The following is a 15,711-nucleotide window of genomic DNA, read 5'->3' on the forward strand; positions in this document are numbered from 1 at the left end:
ACAAGGTCCAACGGGAGCTACAGGGGCAACCGGAGCAACAGGTTCACAAGGTCCAACTGGAGATACAGGTCCAACCGGAGCTGGAGCCACTGGAGCGACTGGGGCGACTGGAGTTAGTACAACTGCAACGTATGCATTTGCGAATAATACATCTGGAACCGCTATTTCCGTTTTATTAGGTGGCACGAATATTCCGTTACCAAACAATCAAAATATTGGACCGGGAATAACTGTTAGTGGTGGGAATACTGTATTTACAGTTGCAAGTGCAGGGAATTATTATATAGCTTATACAATTAATCTAACGGCAGGATTACTTGTAAGTTCTCGTATAACTGTAAATGGCAGTCCGCTTGCGGGAACGATAAACGCTCCGACAGTTGCTACTGGTTCATTTAGTGCAACGATCATTGCTAATTTGCCTGCTGGAGCTGCTATTAGTCTGCAGTTATTTGGATTAGTTACAATCGCTACATTATCTACGGCAACGCCAGGAGCTACTTTAACTATTATTAGATTAAGTTAATAGGAAGAAAACCTTGGGGCTTTTATGCTTCAAGGTTTTTATTTGTTAGAGCAAAAACATCGCAGTTCGAAAATATATTATAATAGAATGAAAAGAGAGAAATTTGGCAGAAAGGGAGGGTGGCGATGCAGGAGATGGTTACAGATTTTTTTGGACGCCCGCTTCAAGATTTACGTATATCTGTCATTGATCGTTGCAATTTTAGATGTACATATTGTATGCCAGCGGAAGTGTTTGGGCCAGATTATGCTTTTTTGAAAGATGAGTTTTTACTGACGTTTGATGAAATTGAGCGATTGGCAAGATTATTTGTTAGTATCGGTGTACGAAAAATTAGACTTACTGGTGGCGAGCCACTACTTCGTAAAGATTTAACAAAACTTATTGCACGTCTCGTGAAAATTGACGGGCTATTAGATATAGGGTTAACGACGAATGCAATTCATTTAACGAAGCAAGCAAAAGTATTAAAAGAAGCTGGATTACATAGAGTAAATGTTAGTTTGGATGCAATAGATGATGATGTATTTAAGGCTATTAATGGCCGGAATATTAATACGAAACCTGTTATAAAGGGAATTATGGCTGCAAAAGAGGCCGGGCTTGATGTAAAGGTAAATATGGTTGTGAAAAAAGGGATGAATGATCATCAAGTACTTCCGATGGCTGCGTATTTTAAAGAGCAAGGAATCTCGCTTAGGTTTATTGAGTTTATGGATGTTGGTAGTACAAATGGATGGAACTTTGATCAAGTCGTTACGAAACGAGAGTTAATTGAGATGATTCATCGCGTGTATCCGCTTGAGCCAGTTGAAGCACATTATTTTGGTGAAGTTGCGAAGCGATATCGTTACGTTGGAACAAATACTGAAGTCGGTTTTATTACTTCTGTTTCTGAGTCCTTTTGTTCCTCTTGTACGAGAGCGAGAATTTCAGCAGATGGAAAGTTTTATACTTGCTTATTTGCGACAGAGGGACTCGACCTAAGGGAACTTCTTAGAGGAAATCTTTCGGATGAGGAGTTAGTAAGCGTTATACAAGATGTATGGATGAATAGAAAAGATAGGTATTCGGATGAACGGACGGAAGAAAGTGCAAAAAATCGTCCGAAAATTGAAATGTCTTATATAGGAGGATAAGGAAGGAGGCTATCGTATGCAGGAGCGATATTCAAGACAAATATTATTTTCTGGTGTTGGAGAAGAAGGGCAGAGAAAAATTAGAGAGAAGCATGTGCTTATTATTGGTGCGGGAGCTCTTGGTGCAGCAAATGCAGAAGCGATTGTTAGAGCAGGTGTTGGAAAAATAACAATTGCGGATCGTGATTATGTAGAGTGGAGCAATTTACAAAGGCAACAATTATATACAGAAGAAGACGCAACGCAGTATAAACCGAAGGCGGTAGCAGCGGCAGAGCATTTAAAAGCGATTAATTCTGAGGTGGAAATAAATCCGGTTGTAACTGATGTAACAGTACAAGAAATGGAAGAGCTAGTGAATGGTGTAGATTTAATATTAGATGCGACAGATAATTTTGAAACGCGACTTCTTATTAATGATATTTCACAAAAGTATAATATTCCGTGGATATATGGTGGTTGCGTTGGGAGCTACGGAGTAACGTATACAATTGTACCAGGAAAAACACCATGTTTCCGCTGTTTAATGGAGCATCCGGCGAGCGGAGCAACATGTGATACGGCTGGTATTATACAGCCGGCAGTACAATTAGTAGTTGCGCATCAAATAACGGAAGCGCTGAAAATATTAGTAGAAGACTATGGGGCACTTCGCGAAACGATGTTATCGTTTGATCTCTGGAATAATCAACAGATGGCATTTAAAGTGAATAGGCAGAAAAAAGAAACGTGTTTATCTTGCGGAAGATTACGTACATATCCGAGTTTAACATTTGAAGCACAAACGAAAACAGAAGTGTTATGTGGACGAAATACAGTACAAATCCGTCCAGGTATGCGGAATGAATTTAATTTAGAAGAAATTAAAAAGCGCTTACAAAGAAGTGTCGATGTAAAAGCTACTCCGTATTTAGTATCTTTTCTAGTAGAAGAATTTCGTTTTGTTTTATTTACAGATGGCAGAGCATTTATTCATGGGACGAATGATATAAATGTAGCAAAACGTTTATATGCAAGATATATAGGTTGAACCTAAAGGGAAATCCTTTAGGTTCAACAGGGAGAAGGTTAAGACTTTCTCGCATAATCTCCACTTTTTCCACCTGTTTTTTCAAGTAAGTACGTTTCGCCAATAATCATACCTTTATCAACAGCCTTACACATATCGTACACAGTAAGAGCGGTAGCGGAAGCAGCTGTTAAAGCTTCCATCTCAACACCGGTGCTACCTTCTGTTTTAACTTTTACTTCAATCAGTAATCGATATTGTTCATCGGATTGTTTCCAATCGAAAGAAACGTCAACACCTTTTAATAATAAAGGATGGCACATTGGGATAATGTCAGAAGTGCGTTTTGCAGCCATAATACCAGCGATTTGTGCAACTGCTAATACGTCACCTTTTCCAATTTCATTATGAGAGATTTTATCGTAAATTTCTTTTGTAACGACAATGCTAGAGCACGCAATTGCTGTTCGAACGGTTGCTTTTTTGTCGCTTATATCAACCATTTTCGCGCGTCCTTGGTCATTAAAGTGTGTGAATGAAGACATGGAATTCCTCCTTGAAGTAATTTCTATTTAATATATAAAGTGTAATCGAGATAAAAAAAATTGCAAATATGGGGTGAGAAACGATGGTAGAAAAACGAATTCCGATTCAAGTTGCTGAGGCAGTAGAGAGAGTAATGGAATACGCGAAAATTGGTGAAGTAGAAGAGATTTCTATTACGGAAAGTTACGGGAGAATTCTTGGGGAGGATGTTGTCTCTGATCATGACGTTCCTCATTTTGATCGTTCTCCTTACGATGGTTTCGCAATTCGAGCGGAAGATACGAAAGAAGCAAATCAAGAGAATGCAATTGAGTTTGAAGTAATAGGAGAAATTGGAGCGGGGTCTGTTTTTCTAGATGCAGTAGGATCTTTTCAGGCGGTTCGTATTATGACAGGAGCAGCTATTCCAGCAGATTGTAATGCAGTCGTCATGCTAGAGCTGACGGAAGGTTTTGAGAAGGACGGAAAAACATATATGAAGTTAAAGCGTCCGTTTCATAGTGGTGACAATGTGTCATTTAAAGGAGAAGATATAAAGCAAAATCAAGTTCTCGTTCAGAAAGGGGTTGCAATCAATCCAGGTGTTGCGGCCTTATTAGCGACGTTTGGATATAGTACTGTGAAAGTTGTAAAACAGCCTGTTGTTGGTATTGTGACGACAGGAAGTGAATTGTTAGAAGTACATGAGTCGTTACAGCCGGGGAAAATTAGAAATAGTAACTCTTATATGATTGCTGCTCAAATTATGAAAGCCGGAGGTAAAGTTCGGTATTATGGCCAACTTGCCGACGAGTTAGATGCATGTTTTACAGCTGTTCAATCAGCGATGGATGAAGTTGATATTTTAATTACGACAGGCGGTGTGTCGGTAGGAGATTATGACTACTTGCCAGCTATTTATGAAAGATTACAAGCGAATGTACTCTTTAATAAAATAGCGATGAGACCAGGAAGTGTAACGACCGTAGCTGAAGTTGATGGAAAGTTACTTTTCGGTTTATCAGGGAATCCGTCAGCTTGTTACGTAGGATTTGAGCTATTTGTGCATCCGGTTATAAAAACATATTTGTATGCGAAAGAACCTCATGTATATAGAGCAGATGCTATTTTACAAAAGGATTTTCCAAAGCCGAATCCGTTTACTCGTTTTGTAAGAGCAAAGGTGACAATCGTGGACGGGGCATTACAAGCGATGCCGGTCGGTTTAGATAAATCGAGTGCGGTATCTTCACTTGCAGATGCGAATGCTTTTATTGTGTTGCCTGGAGGAACAAGAGGCTTTGAGGCAGGGATGAAAGTGTCTGTATTATTGTTAGAGCACGCTGAGGGATGTGATTGGCCATGGGCAAAGCCCCTTCAATCTTACAAATAGTAGGGTATCAAAATAGCGGGAAAACAACACTTGTTGAGAAAGTAGTGTATGCATTAGCTGAACAAAACATGAAAGTTGCTACCATTAAACATCACGGGCACGGAGGGTTTCCAGAAGTAGCGCAAAAAGATAGTGAAAGGCACCGAAAGGCTGGTGCTGTTGTTAGTAGTGTAGAAGGTGCTGGATTCCTTTCGCTTTCGTCATTAAGAGAAAACTGGTCTTTGCAAGAAATTATTCGCTTATATGAGTTTTTCGAAGTAGATACAATTGTAATTGAGGGCTATAAAAAAGAGAGCTATCCGAAAGTAGTGTTACTTCGTTCTGAGGAAGACGTTGAACTTTTACATAAAGTAGAGAATATAGTAGCAGTTATTACGTGGTATGATGCTCCTGCACACTTACGAGAAGAATATAAAGTATTTCATATAACAGAAGAAGATTTGTATATAGATTGGTTTGTACAAACGGTAAGGAGTGCGAAATGACAAATACGTATTATGAAGTAATTGATACAGAAATTTCAATTGAAAAGGTAGCGAATAAGGTTATTCGCCGCGAATGTGGTGCTGTTACAACATTTATTGGAACGGTTAGAGAGTTTACGAAAGGGCGTCGTACATTATACTTAGAATATGTCGCTTATAAAACGATGGCAGAAAAGATGCTAGAGAAAATCGGATTAGAAGTGAAAGAGAAATGGCCAGGTACACACGTTGCGATTACACATCGCATCGGTACACTGCAAATTTCTGATATCGCGGTTGTTGTGGCTGTTTCAACGCCGCATCGTAAAGCGGCTTATGAAGCAAATGAATATATTATGGAACGCATAAAACAAATTGTTCCGATTTGGAAAAAAGAGTTTTGGGAAGATGGAGACTCTTGGATTGGCGATCAATTAGAAAAAACGCCATATCCGGCGGGAGAGCCTGGGAAGGAGCTATAAGTATGATTCGAGTATTGTTATTTGCGAACTTGCAAGAAGAAGCAGGAAGAAGTGAATTACAAATAGAGAAAGAAAATATTACGGTTGCAGAGTTAAAAGATATTGTTGCAACTGAATATAATGTGCCAGTATCGACACCAATTATGGTTGCGATTAATGAAGAATATGCAAATGAAGATGATACGATTCAATCTGGTGATGTTGTTGCACTTATCCCACCAGTGAGCGGTGGTTAATATTGGATTTATTAAAACGACTTTCCTACATAGGGAAAGTCGTTTTTTTATGGCAGTTTTGAGAACACTAATGTATAGAACAAGGAGGGAACTATGAAAAAAATATGTGCAGTTATAACAATGCTATGTGTGACCTTTTTCTCTTCTCCAAGTGATTCTTTCGCAAAAGAATCAAGAGAACAACTTTTAGAGAGTGCACTATCGAATAGGTACTATTCAGTTATTAGGCAAGTGACAGAAGATCAATATGAATGTGCTTCAGTTATAAATATAAAGCGTCTCGGCAAGAACGGTGAGTTCGTTCCTAGATTTGAAATTACGCTACAATTTCTTACGTTCCAAGGTGCGCATAATCCGCCGAATGATAAAGTTACACTTACTTTGGAGGATCATTTAGATCACGTAAAGATAAAGAAAGTGGAGCGGGAAAAGAATGTTTCTGGTGCTATTGCAGAAAAAGTTTGTGAACGTCAAAAAGAAAAAATAAAAGCTCACTCTACTGATTCAGAGTGATAACCTATGACATTTAGTAAAGAAAGGTAATGAGCGATGGATATATTTTTAGCGATTTTACCAGCTATATTTTGGGGAAGTATTGTGCTATTTAACGTGAAACTGGGCGGAGGGCCTTATAGCCAAACGCTCGGAACAACGTTTGGCGCACTTATTTTCTCAATTGTTGTTTATATTTTTATGAAACCAGTATTGACTCCTACTGTTATCGGAGTTGGGATTGTATCAGGTTTATTTTGGGCGCTTGGTCAGGCGAATCAATTAAAAAGTATTGATTTAATGGGCGTTTCAAGGACGATGCCCATTTCAACAGGACTTCAATTAGTTGCGACAACTTTATTTGGAGTCATCGTATTTCATGAGTGGTCCACAACAATATCAGTCGTCCTTGGTGTATTGGCTCTCGTTTGTATTATTATTGGTGTTATTTTAACATCGCTTCAAAGTGAAGAAGAAAAGAATGCAGAGCAAGCGGGGAATTTTAAAAGGGGCATTATCATTTTATTGATTTCAACAGTCGGTTATTTAGTTTACGTAGTAGTGATTAGACTGTTTAACGTAGATGGTTGGTCAGCTTTGTTGCCACAAGCAGTTGGTATGGTGTTAGGAGGGATTTTGCTTACGTTTAAACATCATCCATTTAATAAATATGCAATACGAAATATTATTCCAGGATTAATTTGGGCAGCTGGAAATATGTTTTTATTCATTTCGCAACCGCGTGTCGGAGTGGCAACAAGTTTTTCGCTATCGCAAATGGGAATTATTATTTCGACGCTTGGCGGGATTCTTATATTAGGTGAAAGAAAAACGAAACGCCAATTAACAGGGATTGTTGTCGGTATCGTTTTTATTATTGCAGCCGGAATTATGTTAGGTATAGCAAAAAGTTAAAGGAGGTATTGGAATGTATAGTGATTTAGCAGGAAAGGTTGTCGTTATTACAGGATCAGCAACTGGTCTTGGAAGAGCGATAGGAGTAAGGTTTGCTGCGGAGAAAGCAAAAGTAGTAATTAACTATCGCTCACGAGAATCAGAAGCGAATGATGTGTTAGAAGAAATTAAAAAGGTAGGCGGAGAAGCGATTGCTGTAAAAGGTGATGTAACAGTCGAATCAGATGTGGTGAATCTCATTCAATCTGCTGTAAAAGAGTTTGGTACGCTTGACGTTATGATTAATAATGCCGGGATAGAAAATGCGGTACCATCGCATGAAATGCCGCTTGAAGATTGGAATCGGGTAATTAACACAAATTTAACAGGTGCTTTTTTAGGAAGCCGAGAAGCGATTAAATATTTTGTAGAACATGATATTAAAGGGTCTGTCATTAATATGTCTAGTGTTCATGAGAAAATTCCGTGGCCCTTATTCGTGCACTATGCAGCAAGTAAGGGCGGTATGAAACTGATGACAGAAACGTTAGCGATGGAATATGCGCCAAAAGGTATTCGAGTAAATAATATAGGACCAGGTGCAATTAATACGCCGATCAATGCAGAAAAGTTTGCTGATCCTAAAAAACGTGCTGACGTAGAAAGTATGATACCGATGGGCTATATTGGAAAACCAGAAGAAATTGCAGCGGTAGCAACGTGGCTCGCTTCCTCAGAGGCAAGTTATGTAACTGGAATTACGCTATTTGCAGATGGTGGAATGACGTTATATCCATCGTTTCAAGCTGGGCGTGGGTAATAGAAAAGGACGAAGAGATAAAACTCTTCGTCCTTTTTTTACACAAAAAAAATAGCGGCCAGCTATTTTAAATTTAGTGATTAATAGTGTCTTGAAGATATTCTGTTGCTTGATGTTCAGAAACATTTTGTACGAGTGCAACTTCACTAATCATCATTTTTCGGGCGTTATCTAGCATTTGTTTTTCGCTCGCATTTAAAGCTCTCTCTTTATTGCGGCGAAGTAAATCTCGAACAACTTCTGCACTATCTTGCAGATTGCCGTTTTTCATTTTTTCCATATTCATTGTATATCTTTGTTTCCAGGAAAGTGATGTATCTGATTCCCCGTTTTGAAATTCAAGAAGTATATCATCTAACGTACCTTTATCTACGATATAACGAATACCTGATTTTTGTAATTGATCCATCGGAAGCATTACTTGCATATCTTTACTAATGATACGTATTACACAATATTGACGTGTTGTTCCTAATATTTCTTTCTCTTCAATGGCTTCGATGACTCCTGCGCCGTTCATTGGATAAACGATTTTATCACCAATTTGAAACAAATCATCCACCTCCATATGTGGTAACCATATTTAATGATAGCATAAGTGAATGAAAATGTCAAATTTTATATAATACCATAATAATTATATTTGAGTCAATAATTAAAAGTTCCTTTTATATATATTTTTTTGCTTTTACTTATTGATGATTTTGTTAGAAAAATAGTACAGGCGGAGAAAGGAGGCATATCCACTTATTTTTAAGCATAAAATGTAAAATCGCTAATACAATATACCTAAATCCGTTCTTTGCAAAGGAGGGAGAGAAGGTGGGGCGCACAATAAAAATTGATATTACAAATAAAGTTGTAGCTAAATTTAGGCCAGATTATTTGGAATTATATACGAGTAAATTTATGATAGGTAAGTTTTATGTCTATACTGAAGGTAAACAATATGTGTTAGAAGACGGATATATATATGAAGACGGAAAGTTTTATCGCATCATAGATACGCACCGTGGCAATAATCAAGCGGCGGAGGGCTGCGATCTAGGATGGTGTTAACATGATTCGTGTGAAAGTGTTTGATGAAAGTCACGAAAAAGACTTAGAAGACGCTGTAAATGTTTTTTTGAAAAAGATTGATGATAGTAACTTTGTAGATATTAAGTACCAAGTCGATGTTTCTATTAATGATGACGAAAACCAAATTTATTGTTTTTCAGCAATGATCGTTTATAAAGCATAAAAAAGAGCTGGGTGAGCCAGCTCTTTTTTATGCTTTATGTTGGGACAACATGTGTCGGTAATACGTTCATAATAGATTGGGTTGTGCCTAATTGCTTTGTAGTTAAAAGAGGCTCCCCTGTCTGATGATTTTGGGCATCTTTACACATACCAAGGTGATAACGATCACCTAAAAATGGATCAATATAAAAACCGTTTTTGAATACTTTATCATTCGGATGTTTTTCATGGTGAATGTCAGAGCAGTTAATGCAATAGAACATAGCTTTCATCCCCTTTTTATTTTTGTTTGAAAAAGTGAGTCGGTAGTCATTTCGCTCCTGAGGAAATGTTGAGGAGAAGAGAAATAACTACCTACTCAAATGGTGGGCATATTCCTTCTGATTTTTCATATCTCGCGTAGTGTCCCTGAGGGAAGGAGGAGAGACGAAATACGCATGATATACGTAAGGCGCTTCTTTCAAGATGAATGATGGAGTTTCATATTGAGAAAAGTTTTTATTTTTTATTGCCTTTGTGAGTATATTATGAGGGAATGCTCAGAGGGTGTTTGTCCTGTTGAAAAAATGTTGAGAATTTCTCAACAGTAAAAGAGAGTTAGCGTTGACATGAAACTAAAAGGTGTTATATTATCTAAGTGTAACCAAAAGGTGTTATATTTGATTGCCGAATAAAGGAGAATGAAAATGAAAATGGAACAACAAAATACATTAACTGACATTAAACAAACGATCGTTTTTAACGCGTCTATTCAAAAGGTGTGGAATGTAGTATCAACTGCAGAAGGGATTGCCTCATGGTTTATGCCAAATGATTTCGTATTAGAGGTAGGACATGAATTTCATGTACAATCACCATTTGGACCATCACCATGTAAAGTATTAGAAATCGATGAGCCAAATCATCTATCTTTTTCATGGGATACAGATGGCTGGGTTGTTTCATTTCATCTGAAAGACCTAGGAGATAATAAAACAGAATTTACGTTAATTCACGGCGGCTGGAAACACCCTGATGAAATTCTTCCGAAAGCGAATGCGAAGAGCTCTATTATTCGCGATAGAATGAGCGGAGGCTGGGTAGCAATTGTAAATGAAAAACTGAAAAAGGTTGTCGAAGGCTAAGTGGCCTCATCAGCAGCGAAATATGATGTGTTTCAAGCAATTGCTGATCCAACCCGCCGAGAAGTAATACGGTTATTAAGTGATAAAGAGTTACCGATTTCCAAAATAACGGATCATTTTCCGATGAGTCGTACTGCGGTTGTAAAGCACCTTCATATTCTTTCAGAAGCGAATTTAGTAAGCGGAAGAAAAAGCGGAAGAGAGAAGATATACCGCTTGCATCCAGAACCATTAGAGGAATTACAACAGTGGCTCTCGTATTATGAACGTTTTTGGGATAATAAATTGTCCATGTTGAAACATATTGTGGAGAATGAAGAGTAAAAAAGGATGACCGAAATGGTCATCCTCTTTTATTGCTCACTTGTTTGTGTAGCTGGCTTTAATAAAAGCCAAGCGATAATTAATGTACATACTGCTAATACGAAAGTGCTCATATAAATGACGTGTACACTTGATGCTAATGCGGATTGCGATTCAGTTACTATGTTTGTTGTAGTACCTCCATGTCCGCCAGATACAAGATCAAGGTTTTTAATACCACGTGCGTGAATCATCGTATTGAAGATTGTACCGAATATTGCAGCACCTAATGTTTGGCTAAATGTATTAATAAATGTGTTTAAACCAACGGCTGTTCCGCGTGTATGAGCTGGTACGGCTGCTTGAATTGTTACCATGTAGATCGGTGTCACAAGCCCCATTCCTAAGCCGAATAATCCGACTGCTACATAAATAAGGAACGATGGTGAGTTTGTTGATAATGTAAATAATAAGAACGTAGCGACTGATAAAATGCTAGCTCCAAGTAAAATGATTTGTTTCGTTTTTAATTTTCCTACTAAGTTACCAGAGAAAATAGCGCCAAATGTCCACATAACAGGGATTGGCATTAAAATAAGTCCAGCTTCTGTCGCATTTTTTCCTAATACACCTTGGCTCCAAATTGGAAGGTACATCGTAATACTAATAATCATTGCGCCAGCAATAAGCGTTAATATATTAATCGTAGATAATGTACGGTTAGAGAAAAGTGCTAGCGGAATTAATGGTTCCGGAGACTTTTTCTCGATGAATAAGAAAATAATGAATGAAACGACGGCGAAGATTAATAGGCCGATAATTGTTATGTCTCCCCAGTTTTGCTTACTGCTACCTGTTAATAACGCGTATAGTAGAGCAATCGTACTTAATGAGAAGACTGTTGCACCAAGATAGTCGATATGGTGTTTAGCAGGCTTAATAGATTCTTTGTAGTAAATGGCAATCATTAAGCAGGCAATAATTCCAAATGGAACGTTTAAGAAGAAAATATAACGCCAAGAAAGAGAATCAACTAAAAATCCACCTACTAACGGTCCGATAACACCAGATACACCCCAAACAGCACTCATCCAGCCTTGTGCTTTTGCGCGGTCTTTCGCTTCGCTATATAAGTCTCCAATAATCGTCATTGTGATCGGCATAACAGCACCAGCACCGATACCTTGAAGCGCACGGAAGAAGATTAATTGTTCCATCGATGTAACGACACCGCAAAGTGCAGAACCGATTAAAAAGATTGTAGCTCCAATGAGTAAAACTTTTTTACGGCCGAATAAATCAGCAAGTTTTCCATATATTGGAGTTGAAACCGCTGTAGCAAGCATGTAAATCGCATAAACCCAGCTAACAAGTTCAACGCCGGATAAATCACTCGTTATACGAGGGATTGCTGTACTAACAATCGTTCCTTCTACCGCAGAAAGAAACGTCATTAGCATTAAAGACATCATGACTTTTTTTCTCATATGTTTTCCCCTTACCCTTTTTCAAATATTCAACAATATAAAATATAAAGGTACTAAGGTAAATAAAGCAACAAAAAAGCAATGGAAAGTTAGCTGGAGCGTATATTTGTCGTTTTTTGTCGGTAAGTCGATATATTTGAAAAATCGCCGATATAAGTTGCAGAATCGCCGATATAATTTCATGTACCTATAAAAAAAGAAACAGGAATCCCTGTTTCTTTTTTTAATACTTCATTTTTGCGTTTTCTCCAGCTGTTGTTCCAGCAATTCTACCAGTAACAAGGGCAGATGTAATGTTATAACCACCAGTATAACCGTGAATATCAAGAACTTCTCCGCAGAAATATAAGCCGTTCGTAAATTTAGAAGACATTTCTTTCGGATTAATTTCTTTAACGGATACACCGCCGCCAGTAACGAATGCTTTTTCAATTGACTGCGTACCATTTACATTCACAGTAAATTCTTTAAAGTCTTTCACAAGTGCACGAATCTTCTCATGAGAAACTTGTCCAGCTTGCTCGCTGCCATCAATTTCATTTTTTTCTAATAAGAATAGGAAGTAACGCTCAGGTACATAACCTTTTAACACGTTTTTAATTCCTTTTTTCGGATCTTCTTTCATTTGTTTCAGCATGCGCTGGAATAGTTGTTCACTATTTTCTTCTGGCAATGCATCGATGCTCATTTGAACTGTATTCATTTTGAACTTTTTCAGTGCTTTTACAACGAATTGACTACAGCGAAGGGCAGCAGGACCAGATAAGCCGAAATGAGTGAAGAGCATGTCCATTTTGTGAGAAATGATAGCTTTTCCTTTCGGGTTTAATACGCTTAAGTTTACGTCTCGTAAAGCGAGTCCTTGCAGTGAACGGTCTCGAATAAATGGTTCGTTTGAAAGGATTGGTACTTCTGTTGGGAATAATTCTGTAATTGTATGACCAGCTTTTTCTGCCCAAGCATATCCGTCTCCAGTAGAACCTGTTTGCGGAACTGATTTTCCGCCGACAGCGATAACGACGTGATTTGTTTCTAACACTTCGCCTGTTTGTAGTACAACGGCTTTCGTTTGACCGTTTTCATATTCAATCGTTTCAACAGGTGTATTCGTACGCATCTTTACACCTAAATCTTTTAATCGTGTTAAAAGTGCGTCTACTACAGATTGCGCTTTATTTGAAACAGGGAACATGCGGCCATGATCCTCTTCTTTCAGTTTTACACCGAGATTTTCGAAGAATGTAATAATATCTTCATTATTAAAAATAGAAAAAGCGCTGTATAAGAAACGGCCATTTCCTGGTATATGTTTAACGATCTCATCAAGTGGTAGACGGTTCGTTACGTTACAGCGACCGCCACCAGAAATCGCAAGTTTACGCCCTAGTTTATTTCCTTTATCAAGAAGTAAGACGCTTGCGCCTTCTTCTGCAGCACCGATTGCAGCCATTAGCCCAGAAGGCCCGCCGCCGATGACAATAACATCATAATGCATAATATATCGACCTCATTTTCTACATTTCCTGCCTAAAAGAATAGCATGTTTTCCCTTAAAAGAAAAATAGAGTGAAGTACTGCTTAAGGAGAGAATTGTGGTACAATACAAAAGTTAGAGTTCAGCACTATCCTGCTGTTTGTGGGCCATAGGACTAAAACCTTAAGCGTTAGGGGAAGTCTAATAGTTCTCGAATGCTCGAATAGTTCAATTTATTATAGTTTCACTTTACCCCGCATTAACGGGCAGTAAGACTCCCACCTTAAAGTTTGCTTAGGTCAAAGAAGTAGGTGGGAGATTAACTGCCCCTAAATGCCCGATTGGTGGGGGCTAATAATCAGTGGGGAAGAACACCCCACTGATTAAAGTTTCACTTTATGTAGATGTAGGAGGATTTTTGTATGTCCGATTCGAAATTTCTGCGCGGAACGCTTATCGTTACGTTAGGGACATTTTTAGTGAAGTTCTTAGGCATGATTTACGTCTTTCCGTTTCATGCATTAGTAGGGACAGAAGGCGGAACGCTCTATACATATGGATATATTCCATATACAATCTTTTTAAGTATTGCAACGGCAGGGGTGCCGCTTGCTGTTTCAAAATTCGTTTCCAAATATAATGCGCTTGGCGATTATAAAACGAGCCGGAGAATGTTCCGCTCGGGAATGGTTATGATGATAGTAACAGGAGTTCTTTCATTCCTAGTACTGTACATGACGGCGCCGTTGTTTGCAGAAGCAATGCTTGGTAAACAAAGTGTACACAGTAATATAGGAGAAGTTACGACGATTATTCGTCTTGTAAGTTTTGCGCTTATTGTTGTACCGGCAGCGAGTTTAATTCGTGGTTATTTCCAAGGTCACCAATCGATGGGACCAACTACTGTCTCGCAAATTATTGAACAAATTATTCGTATCGTCTTTTTATTAGCGGGTAGTTTTATCGTTATTAAAGTACTTGGCGGTACAGTTGCAACAGCAGTTGGGGTAGCGACATTTGCTGCGTTCGTTTCAGCAGTTGGAGCGCTCGGTGTACTCATTTGGTACTGGCTAAAACGTAAAAAACATTTGGATCAATATTTAATTGAACAAACTGTACCAGAATCGACAGTGAGTACTGTTCAATTATTTAAAGAATTATTTGCATATGCGATTCCTTACGTTGTAATTGGGTTAACAATTCCTTTATATCAACAAATTGATACATTGACATTTAACTCAATTATGCAAGCAATTGGCCAAGGTGATATTGCAGAGCGAGCACTCGGTATTTTCACAATGTGGACGCATAAATTAATTATGATTCCTGTATCACTTGCGACGGCGTTTAGTTTAACACTTGTACCAGCGATTACAAAATCATTTACTGAAAAGCAATACCGTTATTTAAAGTTACAAATTACACAAACATTCCAGGCAAATATGTTCTTAACATTGCCAGCGGTTGTTGGTATTTCATCACTTGCCTATCCGATTTATACTGCATTTTACGATTCAGATCCATTAGGTGGACAAGTATTAATGTGGTATGCACCGGTTGCGTTGTTATTTGCTTTATTTACAGTAACAGCGGCAATTCTGCAAGGTATTAACCAACAAAAGCATGCGATTATCGCACTTATAATGGGTGTTATTTTGAAATTTGTATGTAACGTAATCTTTATTCGTTATTTCGGTACAGTAGGGGCGATTCTAGCAACAGCTGTTGGTTTCCTAGCTTCTGTTTGGTACACAAATCGACAAATTAAAAAATACGCACACTATTCATTCGGTGTTGTATATAAGAGAACGTTCCAAATTGCAGTATTAACACTTGTAATGGTCGTTACTGTGAAATTATCACAATGGATTCTATCCTTCATGATTTCGCCTGATGGCCGAATGGGTGCTCTTATTACAGTAGTGATTTGTGCAGGTATCGGTGGTCTTGTTTACGGATTGTTAGCGATTCGCACAGGAGTACTTGAAAGAGTATTTGGCGGAGAAGCGTTAGAGAAGATCCAACGTAAACTTGGCAATAGATTCAAAATAAAGTTGAAATCAAAAGGGGCGTAATTACGTCCCCTTTTTATGATAAATAA

General features: G+C 38.2%; 20 protein-coding genes. 15 read left to right on the top strand and 5 right to left on the bottom strand.

Annotation, left to right across the window (positions count from 1 at the left end):
* From MR083_RS19490 to MR083_RS19500, 3 genes are all read left to right on the top strand, one after another.
* On the top strand, positions 1 to 526 hold a 526-nt coding region (locus tag MR083_RS19490), incomplete at its 5' end, for a BclA C-terminal domain-containing protein (protein WP_472927150.1).
* Between the two features lie 125 nt (positions 527 to 651).
* Entirely contained in the window at positions 652 to 1,665 is a 1,014-nt protein-coding gene (gene moaA / locus MR083_RS19495; protein WP_242269725.1) for a GTP 3',8-cyclase MoaA, read from the top strand.
* A gap of 16 nt (positions 1,666 to 1,681) precedes the next feature.
* On the top strand, positions 1,682 to 2,695 hold the full coding sequence (locus tag MR083_RS19500) for a molybdopterin-synthase adenylyltransferase MoeB (protein ID WP_001158095.1): 1,014 nt from the start codon (positions 1,682 to 1,684) through the stop codon (positions 2,693 to 2,695).
* A gap of 38 nt (positions 2,696 to 2,733) precedes the next feature.
* Here the strand turns inward: MR083_RS19500 and moaC are convergent, their stop codons facing one another.
* The gene (moaC, locus tag MR083_RS19505) at positions 2,734 to 3,219 is read right to left on the bottom strand and encodes a cyclic pyranopterin monophosphate synthase MoaC (RefSeq protein WP_000094140.1); all 486 of its coding nucleotides are present in this window, start codon (positions 3,217 to 3,219) and stop codon (positions 2,734 to 2,736) included.
* An 83-nt stretch (positions 3,220 to 3,302) separates the two neighbouring features.
* Between moaC and moeA the strand changes: the two genes are divergently transcribed.
* The 7 genes from moeA to MR083_RS19540 all read left to right on the top strand — a co-directional run bounded on the left by moeA (position 3,303) and on the right by MR083_RS19540 (position 7,980).
* A complete protein-coding gene (gene moeA / locus MR083_RS19510; RefSeq protein WP_016718704.1) occupies positions 3,303 to 4,592 on the top strand; it encodes a molybdopterin molybdotransferase MoeA in 1,290 nt (429 codons plus the stop codon).
* A complete protein-coding gene (gene mobB / locus MR083_RS19515; RefSeq protein WP_242269726.1) occupies positions 4,562 to 5,077 on the top strand; it encodes a molybdopterin-guanine dinucleotide biosynthesis protein B in 516 nt (171 codons plus the stop codon). The genes moeA and mobB overlap by 31 nt, the downstream gene beginning before the upstream one ends.
* Positions 5,074 to 5,538, top strand: a complete 465-nt coding sequence (moaE, locus tag MR083_RS19520; protein ID WP_061183144.1) for a molybdopterin synthase catalytic subunit MoaE — start codon at positions 5,074 to 5,076, stop codon at positions 5,536 to 5,538. Before mobB ends, moaE begins: the two co-directional genes overlap by 4 nt.
* Before the next feature lie 2 nt (positions 5,539 to 5,540).
* Positions 5,541 to 5,774, top strand: a complete 234-nt coding sequence (gene moaD / locus MR083_RS19525; protein ID WP_061183145.1) for a molybdopterin converting factor subunit 1 — start codon at positions 5,541 to 5,543, stop codon at positions 5,772 to 5,774.
* A 93-nt stretch (positions 5,775 to 5,867) separates the two neighbouring features.
* On the top strand, positions 5,868 to 6,287 hold the full coding sequence (locus MR083_RS19530; protein WP_242269727.1) for a DUF3888 domain-containing protein: 420 nt from the start codon (positions 5,868 to 5,870) through the stop codon (positions 6,285 to 6,287).
* 36 nt (positions 6,288 to 6,323) lie between these two features.
* Positions 6,324 to 7,181, top strand: coding sequence for a glucose uptake protein GlcU (glcU, locus tag MR083_RS19535; RefSeq protein ID WP_000350851.1), 858 nt, complete (start codon positions 6,324 to 6,326; stop codon positions 7,179 to 7,181).
* A gap of 13 nt (positions 7,182 to 7,194) precedes the next feature.
* On the top strand, positions 7,195 to 7,980 hold the full coding sequence (locus MR083_RS19540; protein WP_000286661.1) for a glucose 1-dehydrogenase: 786 nt from the start codon (positions 7,195 to 7,197) through the stop codon (positions 7,978 to 7,980).
* Positions 7,981 to 8,053: 73 nt separating this feature from the next.
* On the opposite strand, the gene MR083_RS19545 is transcribed toward MR083_RS19540, so the two are convergent.
* Complete coding sequence (locus MR083_RS19545) at positions 8,054 to 8,548, bottom strand: CarD family transcriptional regulator (RefSeq protein ID WP_001993652.1); 495 nt, start codon at positions 8,546 to 8,548, stop codon at positions 8,054 to 8,056.
* Positions 8,549 to 8,802: 254 nt separating this feature from the next.
* Between MR083_RS19545 and MR083_RS19550 the strand changes: the two genes are divergently transcribed.
* Positions 8,803 to 9,039, top strand: coding sequence for a DUF2553 family protein (locus tag MR083_RS19550; RefSeq protein ID WP_000533800.1), 237 nt, complete (start codon positions 8,803 to 8,805; stop codon positions 9,037 to 9,039).
* 1 nt (position 9,040) lies between these two features.
* On the top strand, positions 9,041 to 9,223 hold the full coding sequence (locus tag MR083_RS19555) for a sporulation protein Cse60 (protein WP_242269728.1): 183 nt from the start codon (positions 9,041 to 9,043) through the stop codon (positions 9,221 to 9,223).
* 34 nt (positions 9,224 to 9,257) lie between these two features.
* Here MR083_RS19555 and MR083_RS19560 read toward each other — a convergent pair whose 3' ends face one another.
* The gene (locus tag MR083_RS19560) at positions 9,258 to 9,485 is read right to left on the bottom strand and encodes a DUF3973 domain-containing protein (RefSeq protein WP_000498992.1); all 228 of its coding nucleotides are present in this window, start codon (positions 9,483 to 9,485) and stop codon (positions 9,258 to 9,260) included.
* A gap of 429 nt (positions 9,486 to 9,914) precedes the next feature.
* Here MR083_RS19560 and MR083_RS19565 point away from each other — a divergent pair, with 429 nt between their 5' ends.
* Together MR083_RS19565 and MR083_RS19570 are read left to right on the top strand one after the other, a co-directional pair.
* Positions 9,915 to 10,346 (top strand): SRPBCC family protein, encoded by a 432-nt coding sequence (locus MR083_RS19565; RefSeq protein ID WP_000437775.1) that lies wholly within the window; start codon positions 9,915 to 9,917, stop codon positions 10,344 to 10,346.
* The gene (locus MR083_RS19570; protein ID WP_087954060.1) at positions 10,347 to 10,670 is read left to right on the top strand and encodes an ArsR/SmtB family transcription factor; all 324 of its coding nucleotides are present in this window, start codon (positions 10,347 to 10,349) and stop codon (positions 10,668 to 10,670) included.
* 29 nt (positions 10,671 to 10,699) lie between these two features.
* Here MR083_RS19570 and MR083_RS19575 read toward each other — a convergent pair whose 3' ends face one another.
* Both MR083_RS19575 and MR083_RS19580 read right to left on the bottom strand, forming a co-directional pair.
* On the bottom strand, positions 10,700 to 12,136 hold the full coding sequence (locus MR083_RS19575) for an MDR family MFS transporter (RefSeq protein WP_242269729.1): 1,437 nt from the start codon (positions 12,134 to 12,136) through the stop codon (positions 10,700 to 10,702).
* Positions 12,137 to 12,359: 223 nt separating this feature from the next.
* Entirely contained in the window at positions 12,360 to 13,631 is a 1,272-nt protein-coding gene (locus tag MR083_RS19580) for a BaiN/RdsA family NAD(P)/FAD-dependent oxidoreductase (RefSeq protein ID WP_242269730.1), read from the bottom strand.
* A 401-nt stretch (positions 13,632 to 14,032) separates the two neighbouring features.
* Between MR083_RS19580 and MR083_RS19585 the strand changes: the two genes are divergently transcribed.
* Complete coding sequence (locus tag MR083_RS19585; protein ID WP_001284050.1) at positions 14,033 to 15,685, top strand: putative polysaccharide biosynthesis protein; 1,653 nt, start codon at positions 14,033 to 14,035, stop codon at positions 15,683 to 15,685.
* Positions 15,686 to 15,711: the final 26 nt, after the last annotated feature.

The organism is Bacillus cereus group sp. BfR-BA-01408 (assembly GCF_022663305.1).
Classification (GTDB): Bacteria; Bacillota; Bacilli; order Bacillales; family Bacillaceae_G; genus Bacillus_A; species Bacillus_A pacificus.

Coding starts and splice junctions, on each gene's coding strand:
- moaD (WP_061183145.1), top strand. CDS start 5,541: ATGATTCGAGTATTGTTATTTGCGAACTTGCAAGAAGAAGCAGGAAGA.
- MR083_RS19580 (WP_242269730.1), bottom strand. CDS start 13,631: ATGCATTATGATGTTATTGTCATCGGCGGCGGGCCTTCTGGGCTAATG.
- mobB (WP_242269726.1), top strand. CDS start 4,562: ATGGGCAAAGCCCCTTCAATCTTACAAATAGTAGGGTATCAAAATAGC.
- MR083_RS19565 (WP_000437775.1), top strand. CDS start 9,915: ATGGAACAACAAAATACATTAACTGACATTAAACAAACGATCGTTTTT.
- MR083_RS19560 (WP_000498992.1), bottom strand. CDS start 9,485: ATGTTCTATTGCATTAACTGCTCTGACATTCACCATGAAAAACATCCG.
- moeA (WP_016718704.1), top strand. CDS start 3,303: ATGGTAGAAAAACGAATTCCGATTCAAGTTGCTGAGGCAGTAGAGAGA.
- MR083_RS19530 (WP_242269727.1), top strand. CDS start 5,868: ATGAAAAAAATATGTGCAGTTATAACAATGCTATGTGTGACCTTTTTC.
- moaC (WP_000094140.1), bottom strand. CDS start 3,219: ATGTCTTCATTCACACACTTTAATGACCAAGGACGCGCGAAAATGGTT.
- moaA (WP_242269725.1), top strand. CDS start 652: ATGCAGGAGATGGTTACAGATTTTTTTGGACGCCCGCTTCAAGATTTA.
- MR083_RS19500 (WP_001158095.1), top strand. CDS start 1,682: ATGCAGGAGCGATATTCAAGACAAATATTATTTTCTGGTGTTGGAGAA.
- glcU (WP_000350851.1), top strand. CDS start 6,324: ATGGATATATTTTTAGCGATTTTACCAGCTATATTTTGGGGAAGTATT.
- MR083_RS19540 (WP_000286661.1), top strand. CDS start 7,195: ATGTATAGTGATTTAGCAGGAAAGGTTGTCGTTATTACAGGATCAGCA.
- MR083_RS19585 (WP_001284050.1), top strand. CDS start 14,033: ATGTCCGATTCGAAATTTCTGCGCGGAACGCTTATCGTTACGTTAGGG.
- MR083_RS19575 (WP_242269729.1), bottom strand. CDS start 12,136: ATGAGAAAAAAAGTCATGATGTCTTTAATGCTAATGACGTTTCTTTCT.
- MR083_RS19555 (WP_242269728.1), top strand. CDS start 9,041: ATGATTCGTGTGAAAGTGTTTGATGAAAGTCACGAAAAAGACTTAGAA.
- MR083_RS19545 (WP_001993652.1), bottom strand. CDS start 8,548: ATGGAGGTGGATGATTTGTTTCAAATTGGTGATAAAATCGTTTATCCA.
- moaE (WP_061183144.1), top strand. CDS start 5,074: ATGACAAATACGTATTATGAAGTAATTGATACAGAAATTTCAATTGAA.